At 56.9% G+C, this 20,823-nt stretch carries 15 protein-coding genes; 1 reads left to right on the top strand and 14 read right to left on the bottom strand.

Annotated features, from left to right (window positions below; translation table 11 throughout):
- Positions 1–214: 214 nt before the first annotated feature.
- From NP77_RS07065 to NP77_RS07010, 12 genes are all read right to left on the bottom strand, one after another.
- Positions 215–436 carry a zinc ribbon domain-containing protein gene (locus tag NP77_RS07065; RefSeq protein ID WP_039659539.1) on the bottom strand — a complete coding sequence of 74 codons (222 nt, stop codon included), beginning with the start codon at positions 434–436 and terminating at the stop codon, positions 215–217.
- A gap of 62 nt (positions 437–498) precedes the next feature.
- Positions 499–1,989 carry a ribosome biogenesis GTPase Der gene (gene der / locus NP77_RS07060; RefSeq protein WP_008926703.1) on the bottom strand — a complete coding sequence of 497 codons (1,491 nt, stop codon included), beginning with the start codon at positions 1,987–1,989 and terminating at the stop codon, positions 499–501.
- A gap of 174 nt (positions 1,990–2,163) precedes the next feature.
- Positions 2,164–3,345, bottom strand: coding sequence for an outer membrane protein assembly factor BamB (gene bamB, locus NP77_RS07055; RefSeq protein WP_039659538.1), 1,182 nt, complete (start codon positions 3,343–3,345; stop codon positions 2,164–2,166).
- Positions 3,346–3,364: 19 nt separating this feature from the next.
- Positions 3,365–3,982 carry a YfgM family protein gene (locus tag NP77_RS07050; RefSeq protein WP_033733525.1) on the bottom strand — a complete coding sequence of 206 codons (618 nt, stop codon included), beginning with the start codon at positions 3,980–3,982 and terminating at the stop codon, positions 3,365–3,367.
- A gap of 39 nt (positions 3,983–4,021) precedes the next feature.
- Positions 4,022–5,296, bottom strand: coding sequence for a histidine--tRNA ligase (gene hisS / locus NP77_RS07045; RefSeq protein WP_039659536.1), 1,275 nt, complete (start codon positions 5,294–5,296; stop codon positions 4,022–4,024).
- A 105-nt stretch (positions 5,297–5,401) separates the two neighbouring features.
- A complete protein-coding gene (ispG, locus tag NP77_RS07040) occupies positions 5,402–6,523 on the bottom strand; it encodes a flavodoxin-dependent (E)-4-hydroxy-3-methylbut-2-enyl-diphosphate synthase (protein ID WP_003848692.1) in 1,122 nt (373 codons plus the stop codon).
- Positions 6,524–6,560: 37 nt separating this feature from the next.
- Entirely contained in the window at positions 6,561–7,580 is a 1,020-nt protein-coding gene (rodZ, locus tag NP77_RS07035) for a cytoskeleton protein RodZ (protein WP_003848690.1), read from the bottom strand.
- Complete coding sequence (gene pilW / locus NP77_RS07030) at positions 7,570–8,304, bottom strand: type IV pilus biogenesis/stability protein PilW (protein WP_039659535.1); 735 nt, start codon at positions 8,302–8,304, stop codon at positions 7,570–7,572. Before pilW ends, rodZ begins: the two co-directional genes overlap by 11 nt.
- Positions 8,305–8,384: 80 nt before the next feature.
- Positions 8,385–9,554 (bottom strand): bifunctional tRNA (adenosine(37)-C2)-methyltransferase TrmG/ribosomal RNA large subunit methyltransferase RlmN, encoded by a 1,170-nt coding sequence (locus NP77_RS07025; protein ID WP_039659533.1) that lies wholly within the window; start codon positions 9,552–9,554, stop codon positions 8,385–8,387.
- A 186-nt stretch (positions 9,555–9,740) separates the two neighbouring features.
- Positions 9,741–10,172, bottom strand: a complete 432-nt coding sequence (gene ndk / locus NP77_RS07020; RefSeq protein ID WP_003848684.1) for a nucleoside-diphosphate kinase — start codon at positions 10,170–10,172, stop codon at positions 9,741–9,743.
- A gap of 175 nt (positions 10,173–10,347) precedes the next feature.
- Complete coding sequence (gene pbpC / locus NP77_RS07015) at positions 10,348–12,684, bottom strand: peptidoglycan glycosyltransferase PbpC (protein WP_039659532.1); 2,337 nt, start codon at positions 12,682–12,684, stop codon at positions 10,348–10,350.
- 3 nt (positions 12,685–12,687) lie between these two features.
- On the bottom strand, positions 12,688–17,583 hold the full coding sequence (locus NP77_RS07010; protein ID WP_039659531.1) for an alpha-2-macroglobulin: 4,896 nt from the start codon (positions 17,581–17,583) through the stop codon (positions 12,688–12,690).
- Positions 17,584–17,729: 146 nt separating this feature from the next.
- Here NP77_RS07010 and sseA point away from each other — a divergent pair, with 146 nt between their 5' ends.
- A complete protein-coding gene (gene sseA, locus NP77_RS07005; protein ID WP_003848671.1) occupies positions 17,730–18,572 on the top strand; it encodes a 3-mercaptopyruvate sulfurtransferase in 843 nt (280 codons plus the stop codon).
- Positions 18,573–18,613: 41 nt separating this feature from the next.
- Here the strand turns inward: sseA and sseB are convergent, their stop codons facing one another.
- Positions 18,614–19,378 carry an enhanced serine sensitivity protein SseB gene (gene sseB, locus NP77_RS07000; protein ID WP_039659530.1) on the bottom strand — a complete coding sequence of 255 codons (765 nt, stop codon included), beginning with the start codon at positions 19,376–19,378 and terminating at the stop codon, positions 18,614–18,616.
- Between the two features lie 46 nt (positions 19,379–19,424).
- Entirely contained in the window at positions 19,425–20,711 is a 1,287-nt protein-coding gene (gene pepB / locus NP77_RS06995; protein WP_003848667.1) for an aminopeptidase PepB, read from the bottom strand.
- Between the last annotated feature and the right edge of the window lie 112 nt (positions 20,712–20,823).

The following is a 20,823-nucleotide window of genomic DNA, read 5'->3' as shown; positions in this document are numbered from 1 at the left end:
TCGAATATAAACAGACCCGCGTCCGTGAGAATCTGTGGGCCGGAAGAGCACTGATGTGGCTGACCCCTCCCACGACGCGGCAGGATTGTACCACCTGGTACGTTACAGAGTGAACATATCTAACCGGTTTGTTACGGCGCAATAGCATTTTTGCTACAAATAGCCGGGCGTCGCGGTGGATTCTCAGACAGATTACGCGTAGCTGAAAGCGGCGTTAGTGACCTGGCGGCTGGAACAGTACGCGCTTGCGCGAGATCAGACCATGTCCATTGCGGCAAAAGTAGTCCACTGCACCGCAGGCTTTGAGTACGTCAAGCGGCTGGTGACACTCAGGGCAACAGGGTTTCGCGGGATAATGCGCACCACAGGCACTGCAGATAATTTCACCGTTGCTGAGCGACAGCGGTTGCTGACATTTTTCACACATCACCATCATTTTCTTCTCCCTGCCTGATGAGTTCAGAGCAAAAAAAAGAGGGCCAGATGGCCCTCATTTTGTTAACGCTTATTCTTTTTCATATGCGCCATCAGACGCTTACGTTTACGCTGCTGCGTTGGCGTCAGCAGGTTACGTTTGCCTTCATAAGGGTTATCACCCTCTTTGAACTGAATACGAATTGGCGTTCCCATCACGTTCAGTGATTTACGGAAGTAGTTCATCAGATAGCGTTTGTAAGAATCGGGCAGATCCTTCACCTGATTACCGTGGATCACTACGATAGGCGGGTTATAACCACCGGCATGCGCGTATTTCAGCTTAACGCGACGACCGCGTACCAGCGGCGGCTGGTGATCGTCTGCAGCCATGTTCATGATGCGCGTCAGCAGCGAGGTATTTACGCGTCGGGTCGAGCAGTCATAAGCTTCAGTGATCGACTCGAACAGATTACCCACGCCGCTGCCGTGCAGCGCAGAGATAAAGTGGATACGGGCGAAATCGATAAAGCCCAGACGGAAGTCCAGCGTCTCTTTCACTTCATCACGTACTTCCTGCGACAGGCCATCCCATTTGTTGACCACAATCACCAGCGAGCGACCACTGTTGAGAATGAAGCCAAGCAGTGAGAGATCCTGATCGGAAATGCCGGCATGCGCATCAATCACAAGCATCACCACGTTGGCATCTTCAATCGCCTGCAGCGTCTTGATCACCGAGAATTTCTCTACAGTGTCAGAGATTTTGGCACGCTTACGGACACCGGCGGTGTCGATCAGAACGTATTCACGTCCATCGCGCTCCATCGGAATGTAGATGCTGTCGCGGGTGGTGCCCGGCATATCGTAGACCACCACGCGGTCTTCACCGAGAATGCGGTTGGTAAGCGTTGACTTACCTACGTTTGGACGACCAACGATAGCCAGTTTGATCGGCAGGCCCGTCGGGTCGAAGTTTTCTTCTTCCTCTGCGGCTTCCTGCTCAGCAATCTCGTCAGCTTCTAACGCAGCCCAGTAAGCCTGGTTCTCTTCTTCTTCAGTGAGCTCGACCGCCTCAACTTTTTCCATCCACGGCAGCAGCGCCTCTTCAATCAGGCTGCTCACACCACGACCATGCGACGCCGCAATGGCGTGGATTTCGCCCAGGCCCAGTGAATAGAAGTCGACAATCGCCTGATCCGGATCCATCCCGTCAGTTTTATTTGCCACCAGGAAGGTCGCTTTCTGACGGGAACGGAGATGCTTCGCAATTTGCTGATCGGCGGCCATCATACCCGCACGCGCATCCACCATAAACAGCACAACATCGGCTTCTTCGATCGCCAGCAGTGACTGTTCAGCCATCCGCGTTTCAACACCCTCTTCGGTGCCGTCGATACCACCGGTATCAATAACAATAAATTCGCGCCCTTCCACTTCGGCGCGACCATATTTGCGATCGCGAGTCAGTCCAGGAAAATCCGCTACCAGCGCATCACGTGTGCGTGTTAAACGGTTGAATAGCGTAGATTTTCCCACATTGGGACGCCCAACCAGCGCGACCACAGGTACCATAACAAAATGCCTCAATAAAAAATTAATCGCCCGAATGGCGAGATTATAACGGCTCTGGCCGTTAAGTTCAGGCTTAAGGCGCAAAGAATACCATGCCTGACTAAAAACGAAACGGCCCCTGATTAAATCAGGAGCCGTCGGAACGGAGGATTTCACCTGCCAGACGTTTACCCGTTAACGGGTAATCGCATAAACCTCACCGTCTTTGGACTGGATCAGCAGCTTGTCGCTGGCAACTACCGGCTCGGTCTGGAAGCCTGAGCTATCCAGTTCCTGCTGTGCCACAAAACGTCCATCTGTGGTGTTCAGCCAGTGCAGATAGCCTTCGCTGTCACCGACTATCAGATAACCGTTGTAGAGCACCGGTGAAGTCAGGTTGCGATGCAGCAGATCGCTTTGACGCCAGATGGCAACACCGCCGTCAGTGTTAAGAGCGATCACACGATCGTCCTGATCGACCAGATAGATACGGCCGGCATCAACAATCAGATCCTTCACACCGCCGATTTCGCGTTTCCACAAAATCTGACCTGAACGCAGATCCAGCGCCGACAGATTGCCATTGTAGGCCAGTGCATAAACGACGCCGTTAACGATAACCGGTGTGGTATCGACGTCATTAAGACGGTCAATCTCCGTGGCACCGCTGACCTGAGAAATACGCTGCTGCCAGATCAGCTGTCCCTGGTTCATTGCCACGGCACTGACACGGCCGTTGTCGCCACCGACAATTGCGCCGCCAAAGGCCACAGCCGGCGCAGATTCACCGCGCAGAGACAGCGCTGGCATATCCAGGTTGACGCTCCACTTCACCACACCGCTGCTCTGATCCAGTCCCTGCAACATGCCGTTGCTGGTATGAATCAGCACCAGGCCATCGCTGACCACCGGACGTGACAGCGCTTCACCGGCGACTTTCGTCTGCCAGGCCACGCTACCATCGCTGCTGTTCAGGGCAAAAACCTGGCCGCGTTCGCTGCCAACATAAATGCGGTCGCCATCGGCCGTCAGGCCACCTGATAGCAGGACTGAAATATTTTTCGAGAAGAAGCCGGTTTTCTCAGAGAGATCGACTTTCCACTTTTCTTTACCGTCTGCGGCATCCAGTGCTTTGACGATACCAAAGCGGTCGGCAGCGTAAACCGTATTATCCTGCCAGGCAGGATGCAGATTTGAGTAGAAATCACCCACACCGTCACCAACCGAGGTGCTCCACACTTTCTGTGGCGTGAACTGGTTTTCGACCTTCGGCAACGGGGCCATTTTTACTACATCTTCTTCGCCGCTAAACAGCGAACAACCGCTGAGCAAAGTGACTGAAATCAGTCCCGGCAGCAGGTATTTACGTAATTCCATGCGCTCTCTCTTGACTGGCTTAGCTTAAGTTATTCATCTTCATCTGCATCATTTGCTTCAATGCCGGAGAGGCGTCAGATTCAACCCCTTTACTCCAAGCATCGCGCGCGCCCTGCTTGTCGCCTTTGGTCAGCAGCGCTTCGCCGCGAATATCGGCCACAATGGCTGTCCAGCCATCACCCTTCACACCGTCAAGGGTTTTAAGCGCCGCATCGGCTTGATTCTGTTGCAGTTGAATGCGGGCCAGGCGCAGGTTAATGACCGCCTGCAGATTGGCATCTTTGGTATCTTTCAGTCCGTTTTGCAGCAACGTCGCAGCCTTATCGAGCTGACCGGCGTCAACATACTGCTTCGCCAGATCCATCGCTGCCAGCGCACCGTAGGTATTGCTGTTTTCACTGGCAAAACGGTTTACCGCTTCCAGCGTTTCCGGTTTGCCTGCCTGCATGGCGCTGGTCAGTTGCTGATACTGCGCAGACACTGACTTCGCCGTATCGTCCTGATGACTGCTCCAGTAACGCCAGCCACCCAGCGCAGCAATGCCGATCACTACGCCAATGGCTAACGCTTTGCCATTACTGGCAAAAAAGTTGCGCAGCGCGTCGGTCTGCTCGTTCTCATTGCTATACACTTCCACGCAATCCCTCTCCTTTCTATGGTTGGTGCTGTGTCACGCTTACTGTAACAGCGTACGCAATACAGCAGCAGCCTCTGCCTGATCCAGCGTTTGCTGCTCGCCACGGCGTAGATCTTTAATCACGACCTGACCGGCTTTGACTTCATCCTCGCCTAACACCAGGGCAACACGCGCGCCCCACTTGTCAGCACGGGCAAATTGCTTCTTGAAGTTACCGCCGCCAAAGTTGGTCATCAGCCTCAGTTCTGGCGCTTCGTCACGCAATTTCTCAGCCAGCTGCATTGCAGCAGACTGCACGCCCTGACCTGAGGCGATAACATAGACATCCACATTGCTCGTCGGTTCAAATTCAGGATTAACCGCCTGAACCAGCAGCACCAGGCGCTCCATGCCCATGGCAAAGCCTACGGCTGGCGTTGCGCGCCCCCCGAGCTGCTCAACCAGGCCATCGTAGCGACCACCGCCGCAAACCGTGCCCTGTGAACCCAGGCTATCGGTGACCCACTCAATCACGGTGCGATTGTAGTAATCCAGACCGCGCACCAGACGCTGATTGACGGTGTAGCTGATTCCGGCGTCATCCAGCAGGGCACACAGGCCGCTGAAATGTTCGCGTGATTCGTCATCCAGATAGTCGCCAAGTTGTGGCGCATCATTCAGCAGTTGCTGAACATCGGGATTTTTACTGTCGAGAACGCGCATCGGGTTGCTGTACATGCGGCGCTTGCAATCCTCATCCAGCACCTCTTTGTGCTGTTCAAGGAAGGCGACCAGCGCGTCGCGGTAGTGAGCACGCGCTTCCAGCGAACCGATAGAGTTAAGTTCCAGGCGAACGTGCTCAAAGATACCCAGGGCTTTCCACCAGCGGGCATTCAGCATGATCAGTTCAGCATCGATGTCTGGTCCCTGCAGACCAAAAACTTCCACGCCAATCTGATAGAACTGACGATAGCGGCCTTTCTGCGGACGCTCATAGCGGAACATGGGACCCATGTACCACAGACGCTGTTCCTGGTTGTAGAGTAAACCGTGTTCGATACCGGCTCGCACACAGCCTGCTGTGCCTTCCGGACGCAGCGTCAGGCTTTCGCCGTTGCGATCGTCAAAGGTATACATCTCTTTTTCAACCACGTCGGTGACTTCACCGATGGCGCGCTTAAACAGTGGGGTTTGCTCTACCAGCGGTAAGCGAATTTCGCTGTAACCGTAGCTCGCCAGCGTCTGCTTGAGAACGCCTTCAATCCGTTGCCAGAGGGCAGTATCCGCAGGCAGGTAGTCGTTCATCCCGCGAATCGCCTGAATATTCTTCGCCACGTTAGAATCTCTTAATGCAAAAAAACCTGTCCGGCATCATACCTTATGAGGATGAAACCGCACAGGTTCAGTCAAAAAAGTCACGCACGCAGACCGCGCGCGCCATTATTTTTCCAGATGCTGCACATCAATACGGCGGCTGGCATCCAGCATCGACGCTTTGGCGCGAATGCGCGCTTCCAGCTGATCAATCATGTCATTGTTGTCGAGACGATCGCGCTGACGCACGCCATCTTCGTAGAAACCACTCTTCTTGCTGCCGCCGGTCACGCCCAGCGTAGAGAGGGTCGCTTCACCCGGTCCGTTGACGACACAGCCGATAATGGAGACATCCATCGGGGTGATCAGATCTTCCAGACGCTGCTCCAGCGCGTTGACCGTGCCGATAACGTCAAACTCCTGACGTGAACAGGTTGGACAGGCGATGAAGTTGATCCCGCGAGAGCGAATGCGCAGTGACTTCAGGATATCGAAACCGACTTTGACTTCTTCAACCGGGTCGGCCGCCAGCGAGATACGCAGCGTATCGCCGATCCCTTCTGACAGTAACAGGCCAAGTCCAATCGCAGATTTTACTGCGCCTGCGCGTGCGCCACCCGCTTCGGTGATGCCGAGATGCAGAGGCTGTTCGATCTGTTTCGCCAGCAGGCGATAAGATTCAACGGCAAGGAAGACGTCAGAGGCTTTTACGCTGACTTTGAATTGATCGAAGTTAAGACGGTCAAGATGATCGACATGACGCATGGCTGATTCCAGCAACGCCTGCGGCGTCGGCTCGCCATACTTTTCCTGCAGATCTTTTTCCAGTGAACCGGCGTTCACGCCAATTCGAATCGGAATATTGTTGTCGCGTGCGCAGTCAACCACCATACGGATGCGCTCGTTGTTCCCGATATTACCGGGATTGATGCGCAGGCAGTCGACGCCATACTCGGCGACTTTCAGGGCGATGCGGTAGTCAAAATGAATATCTGCAACCAGCGGTACATTCACCTGCTGTTTGATCAGTCTGAATGCTTCTGCGGCATCCATGGTAGGCACCGAGATACGAACGATGTCGACACCGACTCGCTCAAGGGCTTTGATCTGATTTACCGTCGCTTCCACGTCAGTGGTGCGGGTGTTGGTCATCGACTGAACAGCGATTGGCGCGCCGTCACCGACCGGCACCTTGCCGACGTAAATGCGTTTGGATTTACGGCGGATAATGGGTGCTTCGTTATGCATATTTCTTCTCCACAATTGCCCGGTACGCGATACGCTGTTATTGCGCACCCAACGTCAGGCGAGCAACCTGGTTATTACGGATAAAACGACTTAAATCAACGGGCTGATTCTGATATTGCACCTGAACCGCACGAGGCGCGCCAATTTTCAGACGATACGGAGGCGTTCCTGCGAGGCTGAGTTTACCACCACTACGCTGAATGCCGCTGAACAGTTTTTTGCCGGTCGCGTCACTGACTTCCAGCCAGCAGTCGGCGTTGAAGTTCATGACCACCGCATTAGGGTCAGCTGCCGGCTCATTGACCGCAGCTGCACCGACGGGCATCGGAGGTGCCGCGCTGGTTGTCGGCGTCGTGGCTGCTGGTGCAGCCGCTGAGTTGTCCACTGGCGCCTGGCTCGGCGACACCACAGCATTGCTGGTGTTATCCGGCTGAGTGGTGGTCGCGCTATTGCTGGCGGTGGCGGCCGGAGCCGCACTCGCCGGCGCACTGGCTGCGCCGCTGTTACTGGTCGTGGTGGTGTTGCTCTCGTCAGTTGCGGCAGGTGCCGCGCTATCACCACTGCTTTCACCCAGCGGAATCGACTGACCATTATCACCGCTGCTACTGCTCTGGTCGGTCATCGGCACCAGATCGTCCTGAGACGCTTTATGGTTCTGCCACCACCAGGCGCCCGTCAGCCCCACGACCACAAACACCACCAGCCAGGTAAAAATCATTAACCAGCCGTCGCGTTTCTTGCGGCGTTTGCCCAGTGAAAAACTTTGCATCGGCTCAATCTTTGAAGACCGAATCGGTGTCTGCTTCGCCATCATCGGCAGCAGTTCCTCTTCAGGAATATGCACCAGACGCGCGTAAGAGCGAATGTAGCCGCGCAGGAACGTGGAAGCTAAATCAGCAGGTGATTTGTCCTCCTCAATGTCACGCACGGTAGAAAGTTTCAGGCACAGGCGTTCAGCGACGTTCTGCTGCGTCAGCCCCATCTGCTCACGGGCCAGACGCAGGCGTTCACCTGTTGATTGTAATGCAGAGTTTTCTTGAGTGGCTTCAGTATTCATTAGCTAAATAACGCTGGTACTGTATCGATTGCGGAAAACGTCGCGCTAACCGGTCGCCATAACGTGAAACGTCAGCGGCATTTCCCTGTAGCGCGGCGAAACGTAAGTGTAACGCCAGACTTCGTGCTGTTTCAGGCAGTTGTTGCTGGTAAACACTAAGCAAAACCTGAGCCTTCGACAGATGGTTATCTGCCAGCTGCTTTTCAGCTTCCGACAGCAGCGAGTCAGCTTTACGCCTGTCAGCATCAATGGCCTGACGTAACGCCCTGCGGGCAGCAGCAACATCGCCAGCCTGCAGATAACAAAAGCCTGCCAGTTCAAGCGCGTCATTGCGAGCATCAAACTGCTGTGCTGCGCTTGCCCGACTAAACTGTTGATGCGCTTCGTCATACTGCCTTAAAGCGCAGAGAAACGCACCGTAATTGTTAGCAACAAAACCATTATCCGGCGCCTGCTGCTGTGCCAGTATAAACCGTGCCTGCGCCGCTGTCTGATTACCCTGCTTCAGTGCCAGCCGTGCCAGCGCAAGCGAGACCCGGTAATCATGTGGCGCAGCGGCCTGTGCCCTTAGAAAGTTTCGCTCAGCCGCAGCAGCGTCGCCACTGGCCAGATAGTGCATCCCTAACTGCAGACGCACCTCTTCTGCGCCAGGTTCACGCGGCTGACTGACACACCCGCTTACAACAAACAGCGCCAGCAACACTGCAGGTAATCCATTACGCATAATCGTTTCCCTCCGTTTGACGTTGACAGGCTGCAGCCTGCCACGGGTCATCACGTCAGGAAACGCGCGATTTCAACCTTCTAGAGAGGCTTCACAGATATGGCTTCACCCGCCATTTTGATGCGCATCGTCCGCTTGGTACGGTCAATGACTTCGCCGGCTAACTGACCGCAGGCGGCATCAATGTCGTCACCACGGGTTTTACGCACGATGGTGGTAAAACCATAGTCCATTAAAACTTTGGAGAAGCGATCGATACGGCTGTTAGAGCTACGGCCATACGGCGCGCCCGGGAAGGGATTCCACGGAATCAGGTTGATTTTACACGGTGTTTCTTTCAGTAATGCGGCAAGTTCATGCGCATCATCAGTGCTGTCATTGACGTGATCCAGCAGGACGTACTCAATGGTCACGCGTCCCTGGTTGGCGTTGGATTTCGCGATGTAACGCTTCACCGCCGCCAGGAAGGTTTCGATATTGTACTTTTTGTTGATCGGCACGATGTCATCACGCAGCTTGTCGTTTGCTGCATGCAGCGAGATCGCCAGCGCCACGTCGATCATATCACCCAGTTTATCCAGCGCAGGCACGACGCCAGAGGTGGAGAGGGTTACGCGACGCTTCGACAGACCAAAACCGAAGTCATCCAGCATGATCTCCATCGCCGGAACCACGTTATTGAGATTGAGCAGGGGCTCGCCCATGCCCATCATCACCACGTTGGTGATAGGACGCTGGCCGGTGATTTTGGCTGCACCAACAATTTTCGCCGCACGCCACACCTGACCAATAATTTCTGACACCCGCAGGTTACGGTTAAAGCCCTGCTGTGCGGTCGAACAGAATTTACACTCCAGCGCACACCCCACCTGTGAAGAGACACACAGCGTGGCGCGATCGCCTTCCGGGATGTAGACCGTTTCCACCAGCTGGTCGCCCACGCGAATGGCCCATTTAATGGTGCCGTCGGTGGAGCGCATCTCTTCCGCCACTTCTGGCGCGCGGATTTCCGTCAGCTCCATCAGCCGGTTACGCAGCTTTTTGTTGATGTCGGTCATCTGCTCGAAGTCATCGCAGCAGTAGTGATAAATCCACTTCATGACCTGATCGGCGCGGAAAGGCTTCTCGCCCAGCGACAGGAAAAATTCCCGCATCTGCTGACGGTTGAGATCCAGCAGGTTTATTTTCTGGCTTTTGGGAGAAACGACAATGGGGGACACGGACGCGGACGTCTCAATCTGTTCGGACATAATATTCTCTGGCCTCGTTGTTACACGTTATGGCGCTGTTCAGGGATAGGTGAAAAAATTGCGCCTTCATTAAGCGATGTCAATGAAGGCGCAATATTGTACAACATCTGCGGCCTGATAACAGGCGGGAGTGACCTCCCCTACGCAGATTTTTGTAAAGCCGCTGTAACGTTTATCGCCGGGCGATTAACGGGTACGTGGGCAGATTTCGTTTTCGCCGAAGAAATAAGCGATCTCGCGGGCAGCGGATTCAGCAGAATCTGAACCGTGGGTCGCGTTTTCGGTGAAGCTGTCAGCGTAGTCAGCACGCAGTGTGCCAGCCAGTGCGTTTGCCGGGTTAGTTGCACCCATCAGGTCACGGTGACGCTGAACCGCATTTTCACCTTCCAGCACGGATACAACAACCGGGCCAGAGGTCATGAATTCAACCAGACCATCGAAGAATGGCTTGCCCTGGTGCTCAGCGTAAAAGCCTTCAGCCTGCTCTTTGCTCAGCTGCAGCATTTTTGCGCCAACGATTTTGAAGCCAGCGCTTTCAAAACGGTTATAGATAGCACCAATCACATTTTTAGCGACGGCGTTTGGCTTGATGATAGAAAAAGTACGTTCGATTGCCATGATGACCTCTGTCTTGACGTTCTGAAGAAACCGGTGGCGTCCGCCCCGGTTAAGAAACGGCGCCGATTATAGGGGCTGAGTGCGGCATTGCCTATCAGAGATCCCCAATTTGTTGAAAATTCTTGATCTGAGTCGAGGCAGGCGCGCCATAGTTATGATTTAGCGCAAAAAATCGTCAGCCCCGAGTGAAGGTGACCGAGACAAGTTGTCCCTCTTCATCCATTACCACCAGCTGATACTCGCCGGGATGATCAAGATGCAGCGACAGGCTGTTCGCCGCGTTTTGCGTCATCAATGGCTCACCATTCAGGAACCACCAGCGTTGCGTGCCCTGCCCTCCCTGCACCGCGACCGGGATCGTCAGCGTGCTATTACCCGGCAGCGGTTTAACGATTTGCCGCTCAATAACGCCGGTGACAATCAGTGGTGCGCTACTGCCCTGTTGTAATGGCGGACAATGGGTATCGACAGGCGGTAAGCGCTGCGCCCGCCGCTCCTGAGGCGGCAGCCACGCTTCCAGCGGCAGCGGCCAGACCAGCCGTTCGTGGCGGGTGGCGCCGGGGCAATCTGCTGCGACGCGCAGTCCCTGCGCATTTTGCCAGTAGCCCGCGCGTAATCCGCTGAGGCTCTCCTGACCGGGCGCCAGCAGTGTTGGCGGCAACGTATCAGAAGCGACCCAGCTTTGCCGACGCTGGCGGCAGTTTTCATCTCCGGCAGGCAACGGCTGACCACCAGGCCAGCATATGGTCGCGACCGTTACCGAGGCCGGACGTGGGTCGACCGGCACGTCACGCCTGCCGAGACGGCTCATCAGCACGCTGTTAATCTGATTCATGACTGGCACGGCAGAGGCGAAACCAAACTGCCCGGCAACCGGAGTCGCATCCGGCCGCCCCACCCAGACGCCAATCAGATAACGGGGATTGATGCCCACCGACCAGGCGTCGCGATAGCCGTAACTGGTGCCGGTTTTCCAGGCCAGCGGCACCACATCAGGTACGCTGCCATTACCGGCCGGTTGCGCTTCACCCGCCAGGATGCGCCGGATGATCCACGCCGATGCGGGTGAAAGCAGCGGTCGCTGCTGCAAGGGTTGATCGGGCGTCCAGCGCAGTGCAGCGGCATTGCCGTGACGGGCAAAGGCGCTATAAGCCGCCACAATTTCATCCATACGGGCGCCGGTGCCGCCAAGAATCAACGAAAGATTGGGTTCCGCGCCTGGCGGGAAACGTAAATTCAGACCCACATTGCGCAGACGCGCCGCAACGTTTTTCGGTCCCAGCGCCTCCAGCACCTGTACAGCCGGCAGATTCAGGGAGCGTACCAGCGCATCGCTGGCGCTGACCGGCCCGTGAAAACCGGTGTCGAAATTGCCTGGTCGGTAATCACCAAAGCGACGCGGCACATCCTGCAGCAGCGATTCGGCATGAATCAGCCCCTCATCCAGCGCCATGCCGTAAACAAAGGGTTTTAACACCGAGCCAGGCGAACGCACGCTGGCGATCATGTCCACATGCCCGAACCGACTGTCATCGGTAAAGTCAGCCGAACCGACATAGCCCCGAACCGCCATGGTGGTGTGATCGACCACCAGCATCGCCAGTGAGGTGCGCGGCGGAAGCTGGTTTTTAACGTTCAGCGCCAGGCTTTCCAGTTCGCGCTGCAGTGAAGGATCGAGCGTGGAGACAATCTTGTCGCTGGAACTGATCGACAGTAATCGCCGGGCCAGCAGCGGCGCCATCTGCGGCATCTGCCGTGGCGGCAGCCAGACCGGCTCCTGACGGATTTCCGCCACCTGCTCAGCGGACCAGATGCGGTATTCCGCCAGCCGATCCAGCACTTTATTGCGTGCCGCTTCTGCCCGCTCTGGCCAGCGATCGGGGCGAAGTCGGCTGGGTGCCTGCGGCAAAACCGCCAGCAGCGCTGCCTCGCCCGGTGTCAGCTGTGACGGGGATTTCCCCAGCCAGCTCCAGCTTGCCGCGCCCACTCCTTCCAGCGTGCCGCCAAAAGGCGCACGGTTAAGGTAGAGCGTCAGGATGTCACGTTTGGAAAGGTGCCATTCAAGCTGCAGCGCCCGCCACGCCTGGATTAGCTTGCCCCGCAGCGTACGGGGTTGCGGGTCGATAAGGCGTGCTACCTGCATGGTCAGCGTGCTGCCACCGGAAATAACGCTTTGATGGCGCAAATCCTGCCAGGCCGCACGCACCAGCGCCAGGGGATTGATGCCGGGGTGATACCAGAACCAGCGATCTTCGTAGGTGAGCAGCGCCTGCAGATAAGCCGGAGCGACCTCTTCTGGTGTGACGGGATAGCGCCAGATGCCCTTGCTGTCCGCAAAGCGCCACAGCGGCGTGCCGTCGCTGGCCACAATCACCCGCGCAGGCTGCACCTCTTTAAGCGGCAGCGGGAACAGCCGATCCAGTCCCCATGTCGCCAGCCATAACGCCAGAAAAAAAAGCGGCAGCGCGAGCCACCGCTTTTTAATGGCGCTGATGTTAATCACGCCCTGCATCACTTACTGGATATGCAGCTGCGGCGGTGTACTGCCGGTGGCGCGCCACTCCGGCACATACATCGACTCCACCTGCGGCGGTGGCATCAGATAGCGACCCGGCGTGACCGCCCGGGCCAGATAGACCAGCGTGGCGGGACGATAGGTATCCACCGCCAGGGTCGCGACGAATCGATCGTCTCGGAACTCGATGTGTTTGATATCAGCCTGCTGCATGTCACCCATGCTCTCCTTCAGCGCATCCGCACTGTCACCGAGGCTGGCGCTGCTATCCGCCAGATTCTGGTTTTCCAGCTCCAGACCAGCAGGCAGCAGATCCACCACCAGCGCATCGCTGATGCTGCGTTTCGAGGAGACCGTCAGACGAACCACCAGCAATTCACCGCTGCGCAGATTACTGAGATCGGCAGCTTTGCCATCCAGGGTGAAATATTCACGTTTTATCCCGAGCACATTACTCTCCGGCTGAGGCGCAGCCAGCGGATAACCGGTGACGTCCAGACGACCATACAGCGGCGCACTGCCCGGATTACTGATGGTTAGCCCCTGCAGCAGTTGCTCCGCGCCCAGCCCTTTATTCAGCGGTGCATCGCCCTGTAACGGAGCTGGGTTACCGGACAGCTGCGCCTGCCAGCTCCCGCCCTGCGCCTGCTGTAAGGTATGCGCAGCCAGATAAAGCGCGTTATTTTCCTGGGTCGAGAACCAGCGTTTTCCCCTGACCTCTTTGGAGAGCGACAGCAGCAGACTATTCTGCAAATCAGGCTGCAGCTTATTCTCTGCTAACAGGGCAATCATCATCCCCTCATCGCGCACCGTGCTGCCATAGTCGCCGTACCACGCTTTGTCCGAGCGGGTCAGCGTGGCACCCTGCATGATCGCAAGCGATGCGCGCTGCCCGTCACCCATCAGCTTCAGCGCGACACCCAGCTGCATCAGCGCCAGGCCGGAGCGGGCTTTCTCACGCTTTTCATACAATGCACGCAGCGCACCCAGTGGCGCGCGCTGCTGACGCGCCAGCACCAATCCGGCGTAAGCCTGCACGCTGAACTGCAGCGCGGCGTTGTCGTCACTGCTGCCGCCGCTGATCTGCGCGGGATCCTGCAAGTAGCGCAGCAGCCGTGCGTTAGCGCGATCAACCACATTATCTGGCAGCGCATAGCCCGCCTCACTGGCGCGCAGCAGGAAGTCCGTTACATAAGGCGTCAGCCAGAACTCCTCTTCACTCTGTTTATCCCACAGCCCGAAACTGCCGTTAGCCCGCTGCATGCCCGCCAGACGAGCAATGCCGGTGTCGACGGCGGCCCGTCGCGCTTCATCGCTGCTGGTTTTAATGCCCATAGCAGTTAGCTCAGCATGGCTGGTGTAAAGCGAAGGCCAGAGCCCGCTGGTAGTCTGTTCCAGACAGCCGTAGGGATAGGCATAGAGCGCACTGATATAGCTGGCGATATTCAGCGGCGGACGATTGCTCAGCGTGAGTTGTCCACTCAGGGTCTGTGCATCCAGGCCGGTCAGCGCCGCTGCCGCGATCTGCCAGGGCTGATCGGGATTGATAACGGCATCAAAGTTCAGCGTCAGGGCAGGATAAGGCGGCCGGACGCCGATTTTCCACTGCTGTTTGCTGGCCTTAACCTGTTCACCCGGCAGGTTCAGACCGGAAATCTGTACGGCAATCTCGCCATCACCAAAGCCGGTTTTCGCCGTGACCGGAATCTGCAGTGTGGTACGAGCGCCTTTGGCCAGCGTCACGCTCTGGCTGGCCGCACCGGTCAGATCGACTAAGCCACTGCTGGCCACATCCACTTTCAGAGTTTGCGGCAGATCGGTCAGGTTCGTGAGATCGAGCGCCAGTGATGCCGAGTCGCCGCTGGCAAGGAAGCGCGGCGTGGCCAGTTCGCTGATCAGCGGCGCCGCAACCACCAGTTTGCGCTCTGCCGCGCCGAAGCTATCGTCGCTCCAGGCCTGGGTCATCAGCCGCAGTTCGCCGTTAAACGCCGGGATCGGTAGCGTAATCGTCCCGTTGCCCTCTTTATCCAGCGTTACCGCCTGCAACTGTTGCGCCACGATATTCACATGCGTTACCGGCTTTTTACCGCCGCGCGTCATCGATTCATCTTCACCATCACCACCAAAACGCAGCGCCGCCAGTCGGCCTCCGCCTTCAATTAGCTGGCCAAAGACGTCGTACTGATCGACGTTGTAGCGTTTACGGCCAAAGAAAGCCTGCCACGGATCGGGCGTTTTAAAATCTGTCACGCTCAGTACGCCACTATCCACGGCTGACAGCAGCACATTCACTTTTTCAGTCAGCGGGCCGCCATCACGACTGGCATGAACTTTTACCGTCAGGCGTTGCTCAGGACGGATTTTATCGGGTGCATCCAGCGTCAGGTTTAAGCGGCGCGCTTCTGTCGCCATCGGCAGATGCAACAGCCCCACCGCGCGTTTTGGCGTTGCGCCACTGACCTTATCGCCGTCACGCACCACGATGGCACTGAAGTAGAGATCGTGACGCCGCCAGCTCTCAGCAACAGGGACATCCACTGTTGTGCCGCTCTCAGGTACAGTCAGCGGTTGCCACCAGAGCGTGCCGCTGCTCGACTCCACCATCAGGTAACCTTTACCGGCTGCCGGGGAGTCAACCTGCAGATGCACGGTGTCGCCCGGCTGGTAAGCCGCTTTGTCCAGCTTCAGTCTGACCTGATCCGGACGCAGTGCACCCGTGCCGTTGGTGTTGTCCTGCCAGTCATAACCGGCCTGGAACCGCACGCTGCTGACGATCTTCTCGCCCGCCTGCACTTCCAGCCGGTAGTGGCCCCACTCAACCGGGAAGCTGACTTTGGTGCTGCCGTCAGCCGGGATTGAGATGGCGCGTTCATCTTCCTGCAGGTCCTTGTCGCCATACTGCGACTGCCAGCCTTCGCTGTCCGAGAAGCTCCAGTAGTAGTCACGGCGCTCACGGATCAGGCGCACATCCAGCTTGTCTGCCGCCAGTTTCTTGCCCTGACTGTTGGCATAGACAATATCGAATTCGGCCAGGCTCTCTTCCGGCACGGTAGGCTCATCGTGATAGCTGTCACTGCGGTAGTCATAAATGGCCTTGTTACCGAACAGCGGCCGGATACCCGGCAGAGCTTCTGCAGGCCAGATGGCCTGGGTAGCGCGTCGGGTGACCGGACGTCCACCGGTCTCCAGCAGGCTGGCCTGCAGGATCAGGTTGAGCGGAGAGTGCAGCTGATCCCACTGACTCTCTACCGAAAGCTGCGCTTTACCGCTGGCGTCGAGTTTGAGATCGACCTCATCCAGCGTGCGCTTTAGCCCCTCTTCGGTAATGTCACCAAACTGGTAGCCCGGCAGTGCAGCCACCGCTTCGCGTGCCGGTCGCAGATAGAGTTGTCCCTGTAACGTGTTACCCGCCGCCGGTGCGCCAAAGAGATAACGCCCCTCAATACCAAACTCAACGGGGGCATCAGCAGGCTGCGGCTGAGGGTCATTTTTCAGGGTTAACGCCATACGCTCCGGCAGAAAATCCTCGACGTGGAACGTCCATTCACGCTTGAGGTTATCGCCGGTATTGAGTCGCAGTATCCAGTTGCCGGTCATGGCAGATTCGGGCAGTGTCAGGCGCTGCTGGTAGAGGCCCGCCTCAGGCTGCCAGACAAAGGTTCGCATCACCTGGCCATCGGGCTGCACCAGTTCTGCTTTTATCGGCTGAACGGGCAACGGATGTCCGTCGGCATCACGCAGCAGCGCATTGACGATGACGATTTCGCCTGGGCGATAGATATCGCGCGGCCCAAAGACAAACAGCTGTTTGTCATAACCCTGCGGTCCGGCAACCGGAAACTCCGCGAGATCCAGCGCCGGACGCGACAGGTCAATCATTGAGGTCTGTTCACCCTGCACGGCCAGCAGGATCCTGCCTTTTTCATCCGCCCTGAGGCGCAGATGGCCGGTGTTGTCACTGGTGCCGCTTTGCAGCACCTGCCCTTTGGCATCCAGCAACCTGACGCTGACGCCGGAAAGTGGCTGGCCGTTTGCCAGGCTCTGGGCAAACAGTTCAAATTGAGTCGGGAAGCGATGCAGTGAGAGGCCAATGTCGCTCAGGGTGAAAAGTGTAGCGGGCTGGCTGTAGCGATACGTTCCGGCCTGCTTCATCACCGCCAGATAGACGCCCGGCTGCTGAAGCGCGGTAATGTCACTCATCGGCAACTGCAATTTTTCACGGGTGTTGCGCGCCGGATTAAGCTCGAAGCGACCGGAGTAGACCAGCTGGCTGCTTTTCAACAGATCCTGTGACTGCCAGCTGGAGAGGTTATTGCCGTAATTCCACTGCGAGAGAAACTCTGCCAGGCCGGCATTCTTAATGCGGAAGAAATCGACATCGACCTGGTTCACATTCAGCGCCAGCACCGGCAGTCCCTGCGTGATACGCAGCGGCAGCAGTGAACCGCGACTGGCAAACCCCACCATCGGCTGGATATCACTGGTGGCGATTTTCTGGCTGTAATCGGCGGCAAGCGTTTCACCGCTGGCCGCGCGCAATCCTGCATCCACCGTGACGGTGAAGTGACGTGAGGGTTCAGGATGACGGAAGCGCAACGTTTTGCGGTTAGCGGAAAGCTCCCAGCCGCCATCCACCCGGCCCTGTTTATCGTCAGTCAGCCTGACTTTTTGCGCGATATCCTGTTTATCATCCAGCGGCTGACTGAAGGTTAAGACCAGCGCAGCGGCACCGTCGATCTGCAGTTCTGAGAGATCGATAATGGTCAGCGGTTTGCTGACCTGAGCCGTTGAGGGTGCCTCTGCCGCCTGAAGAGGCAAAACAGGTAATAGAGTTGCTGACAGCAGCGAGCCACCGATCAGCATGCTGAGCAGCAGCCGGGTGTTGCGTTTCTTCATGGTAGTTCCTTCACCGGGACGCAGGGAGTGTCGTTTGATTACGCCGCGTAATTTCATATCAATGCTCGCATTTAATCAACGCTTCTCTTGAGATGGTGCGCACATTCCCTGACACTGGTATGACAGATTGCTGAGATGAGGTTGTTATGACGACGCCACTGTTTGTGTCCGCCGACTGGTTACAAGAGCACTACAACGATGAACGCCTTCAGGTACTGGATGCACGTTTGTTGCCACCCGGAATGGAAGCGGTTCGCGATATCCAGGCTGAGTATCTGGCGGGTCATTTACCTGACGCCCCTTACTTTGATATTGAAGCCCTTTCCGATCACACCAGCCCTTATCCACATATGCTGCCGCGTGCCGAGACCTTTGCCGTCGCGATGCGCGAGCTGGGCATCAGCAGTGATAAACATCTGGTCGTTTATGACGAAGGCAATCTCTTTTCCGCACCCCGCGCCTGGTGGATGCTGAAGACCTTTGGTGTGGCTCAGGTGTCGATTCTGGCCGGGGGATTGCAGGGCTGGAAAGCGGCCGGTTTTGCGCTGGCAAGCGGCGAAGTGAATCTGCCGGAAGGTGAGTTTGAAGCCCACGCGGATGAAAGCCGGGTGAAACGCCTGACGGATGTGCTGCTGATCAGCCATGAAGGCGGCGCGCAGATTGTTGATGCCCGTGCTGCCAATCGTTTTAACGCTGAAGTGGACGAACCGCGTCCCGGCCTGCATCGCGGCCATATTCCCAACAGCCTGAACGTGCCGTGGAATATGCTGGTTGAGCAGGGAACACTCAAGCCGGAAGCGGAACTGCGCAGAATTTTTGCTGACGCAGGTGTCGATATTTCCCAGCCAGTGGTCGCCAGCTGTGGCTCAGGCGTAACGGCGGTGGTGTTGATTCTGGCGCTGACCGCGCTGGGCGCACGGGATGCCACGCTGTATGACGGATCCTGGGGCGAATGGGGCAGCCGGGACGACCTGCCTATTGCGAAATAAAAAACAGGCGGCTCATGAGCCGCCTGTTTGTATTGAGTGCGTCAGATAATCCGCTCACTGCCCTTGAAGTCGCGCAGGAAACTGCCCCAGCGACGTTCATAGAAGGGGGGGATGTGCGCGGTAAAGAAGTGGCTGATGCCGCGATCGTTCGGCATCACTTCACAGATATCCACTGGCGCATCGTCTGGCAGCGTATCCGTTGCCACACTGCCCGCCGCCTGGATGATCGCTTCAATGTTGCTGTCCGCTTCAATGCCAATCAGTAAATTAGGTGCTTCGTCTGCCCGTTCACGAATGCTGGCAATAAATGCCCGACGCACCTGCTTATGCTTCGTGAAGAGCTGAGTCAGCGAGTCGATCATCTGTGCAGGCGGTTCAGCCACCTCAGAGAGCAGCAGTGACTGCCCGCCTTCCAGCACAGTCTGCTGACTTAGCGCACTGCCCTCTTCCGCCAGCAGATGCGTGATCTCCGCTGCAGTGAACTCTTTACCGGAAGGCAGTTTAGGATTGAGAAACAGCGTCTCGCCACGCGTCATCTCAAACAACGTCCGTACCGGCAGACGCAACCAGGACTGCTCACCGCTTACTGCTTCACTCATCGCCTCTTCTGACGTGAAAAAAGGAATAATGCTGCTGCCATCCTCTTTTTCCCAGTGCTGGAGATCAACGGGCGTGCTGGCATCAAACTGTTGCGTGGTACTTTCGCCCGGAACAAAGACGTCAGATTCCAGCAGCAACTGGAAAAACTCGGGCCGATGGGCAGGCTCAGTCGCCGCCAGCTTCAGCACCTCTTCAAGACGGTTCATAGTTTCCCTCTGAACAGCGGCAGCATCAGCCACCGCTGAGATCGGCTTATTTCAGTAACAGATTGGCGAGGGTACGCACGCCCAGACCTGTTGCACCTGCCGCCCACTGATCAACGGCGCCTTTGCGATAGGTCGCAGAGCAGTCGATGTGCAGCCAGCCCTGCTGATAGTTGCTGACGAAGTGTGACAGGAACGCTGCCGCGCTGCTGGCACCGGCCGCATGAGACGGACTGGCGATGTTATTAAGATCGGCAAAGTTAGACGGCAGATGGCTGCGATGGAATTCGGCCAGCGGCAGACGCCAGAAAGGTTCGTTCTCACTCACTGCGCTGCCCATCAGCGACTGCGCCATCACCTCATCAAAGGTGAACAGCGCATGGTAATCGTTGCCCAGCGCCGTTTTAGCCGCGCCGGTCAGCGTTGCGGCGTCAATGATCATCGTCGGGTTCTGCTCGCTGGCGTCGATCAAACCGTCGGCCAGCACCAGGCGGCCTTCCGCGTCGGTGTTCATCACTTCCACCGATTTGCCGTTGCGATAGCGAATAATGTCGCCCAGCTTGAAGGCGTTGCTGCTGACCATATTATCGGCGCAGCAGAGGTAGAGTTTGACGCGCTTGTTAAGACCGCGAGAAATCGCCATCGCCAGCGCGCCAGTCACCGTCGCCGCGCCGCCCATGTCAGACTTCATCGAGTCCATAAAGCTGCTCTGCTTCAGGCTGTAGCCGCCGGTATCAAAGGTAATGCCTTTACCGACCAGGCAGGCGTAAACCGGCGCATTCTCGTCGCCGGTCGGGTTGTAGTCGAGCGCCAGATAGACCGGCGGACGATTTGAACCGCGTCCCACAGTATGCAGGCCCATATAACCCTGCACCCGCAGTTCATCGCCTTTGGTAATACGATAGCTGACGGCGTCACCGCCCACTTCACTGATCAGATCGACGGCATTGTGCGCCAGCTGCTCCGGCCCCAGATCTTCTGCGGGCAGGTTAATGACGTTGCGCACCCAGTCGATGATTTTCAGACGGCGATCAAACTCCGCCTGCTCATGTTCGCCCAGTTCAGGCCAGTCAACCTGACGCTGGCCTTTCGGGCCACGGAAGCCCTGCCAGAATGCCCAGCACTGCTCAAGGTGCCAGCCTTCGCCGGTCAGCGCCACATGGCGGATGCCCTGGCCATCGATTTTATGGGCCGCACGCTGAATGGTATTCAGCGCATCTGCGCCGGTCAGGTGCAGTGTCATGCCGCTGTCGTTGCTGCTGAGAATCGCTTTTTCGCCCCAGCGCGCATCGGCGGGCTGGCTGCTAAGCGTAATGTTCATCGGTTGTGTGGTCATCGAAAAGCTCCGTAATCGTTATCTGTTTCATCCAGCCTGATTGTTATAACGGCTTTAATAAGATGTTAAATGTAATTCACAGAGAGACCTGATAACAGATTCCGCCGGGCGT

Origin of the sequence: Pantoea sp. MBLJ3 (assembly GCF_000816655.1) — a bacterium.
In the GTDB taxonomy this organism is placed as follows: Bacteria; Pseudomonadota; Gammaproteobacteria; order Enterobacterales; family Enterobacteriaceae; genus Pantoea; species Pantoea eucalypti.
This window is presented reverse-complemented; position numbering and strand designations above follow the sequence as displayed.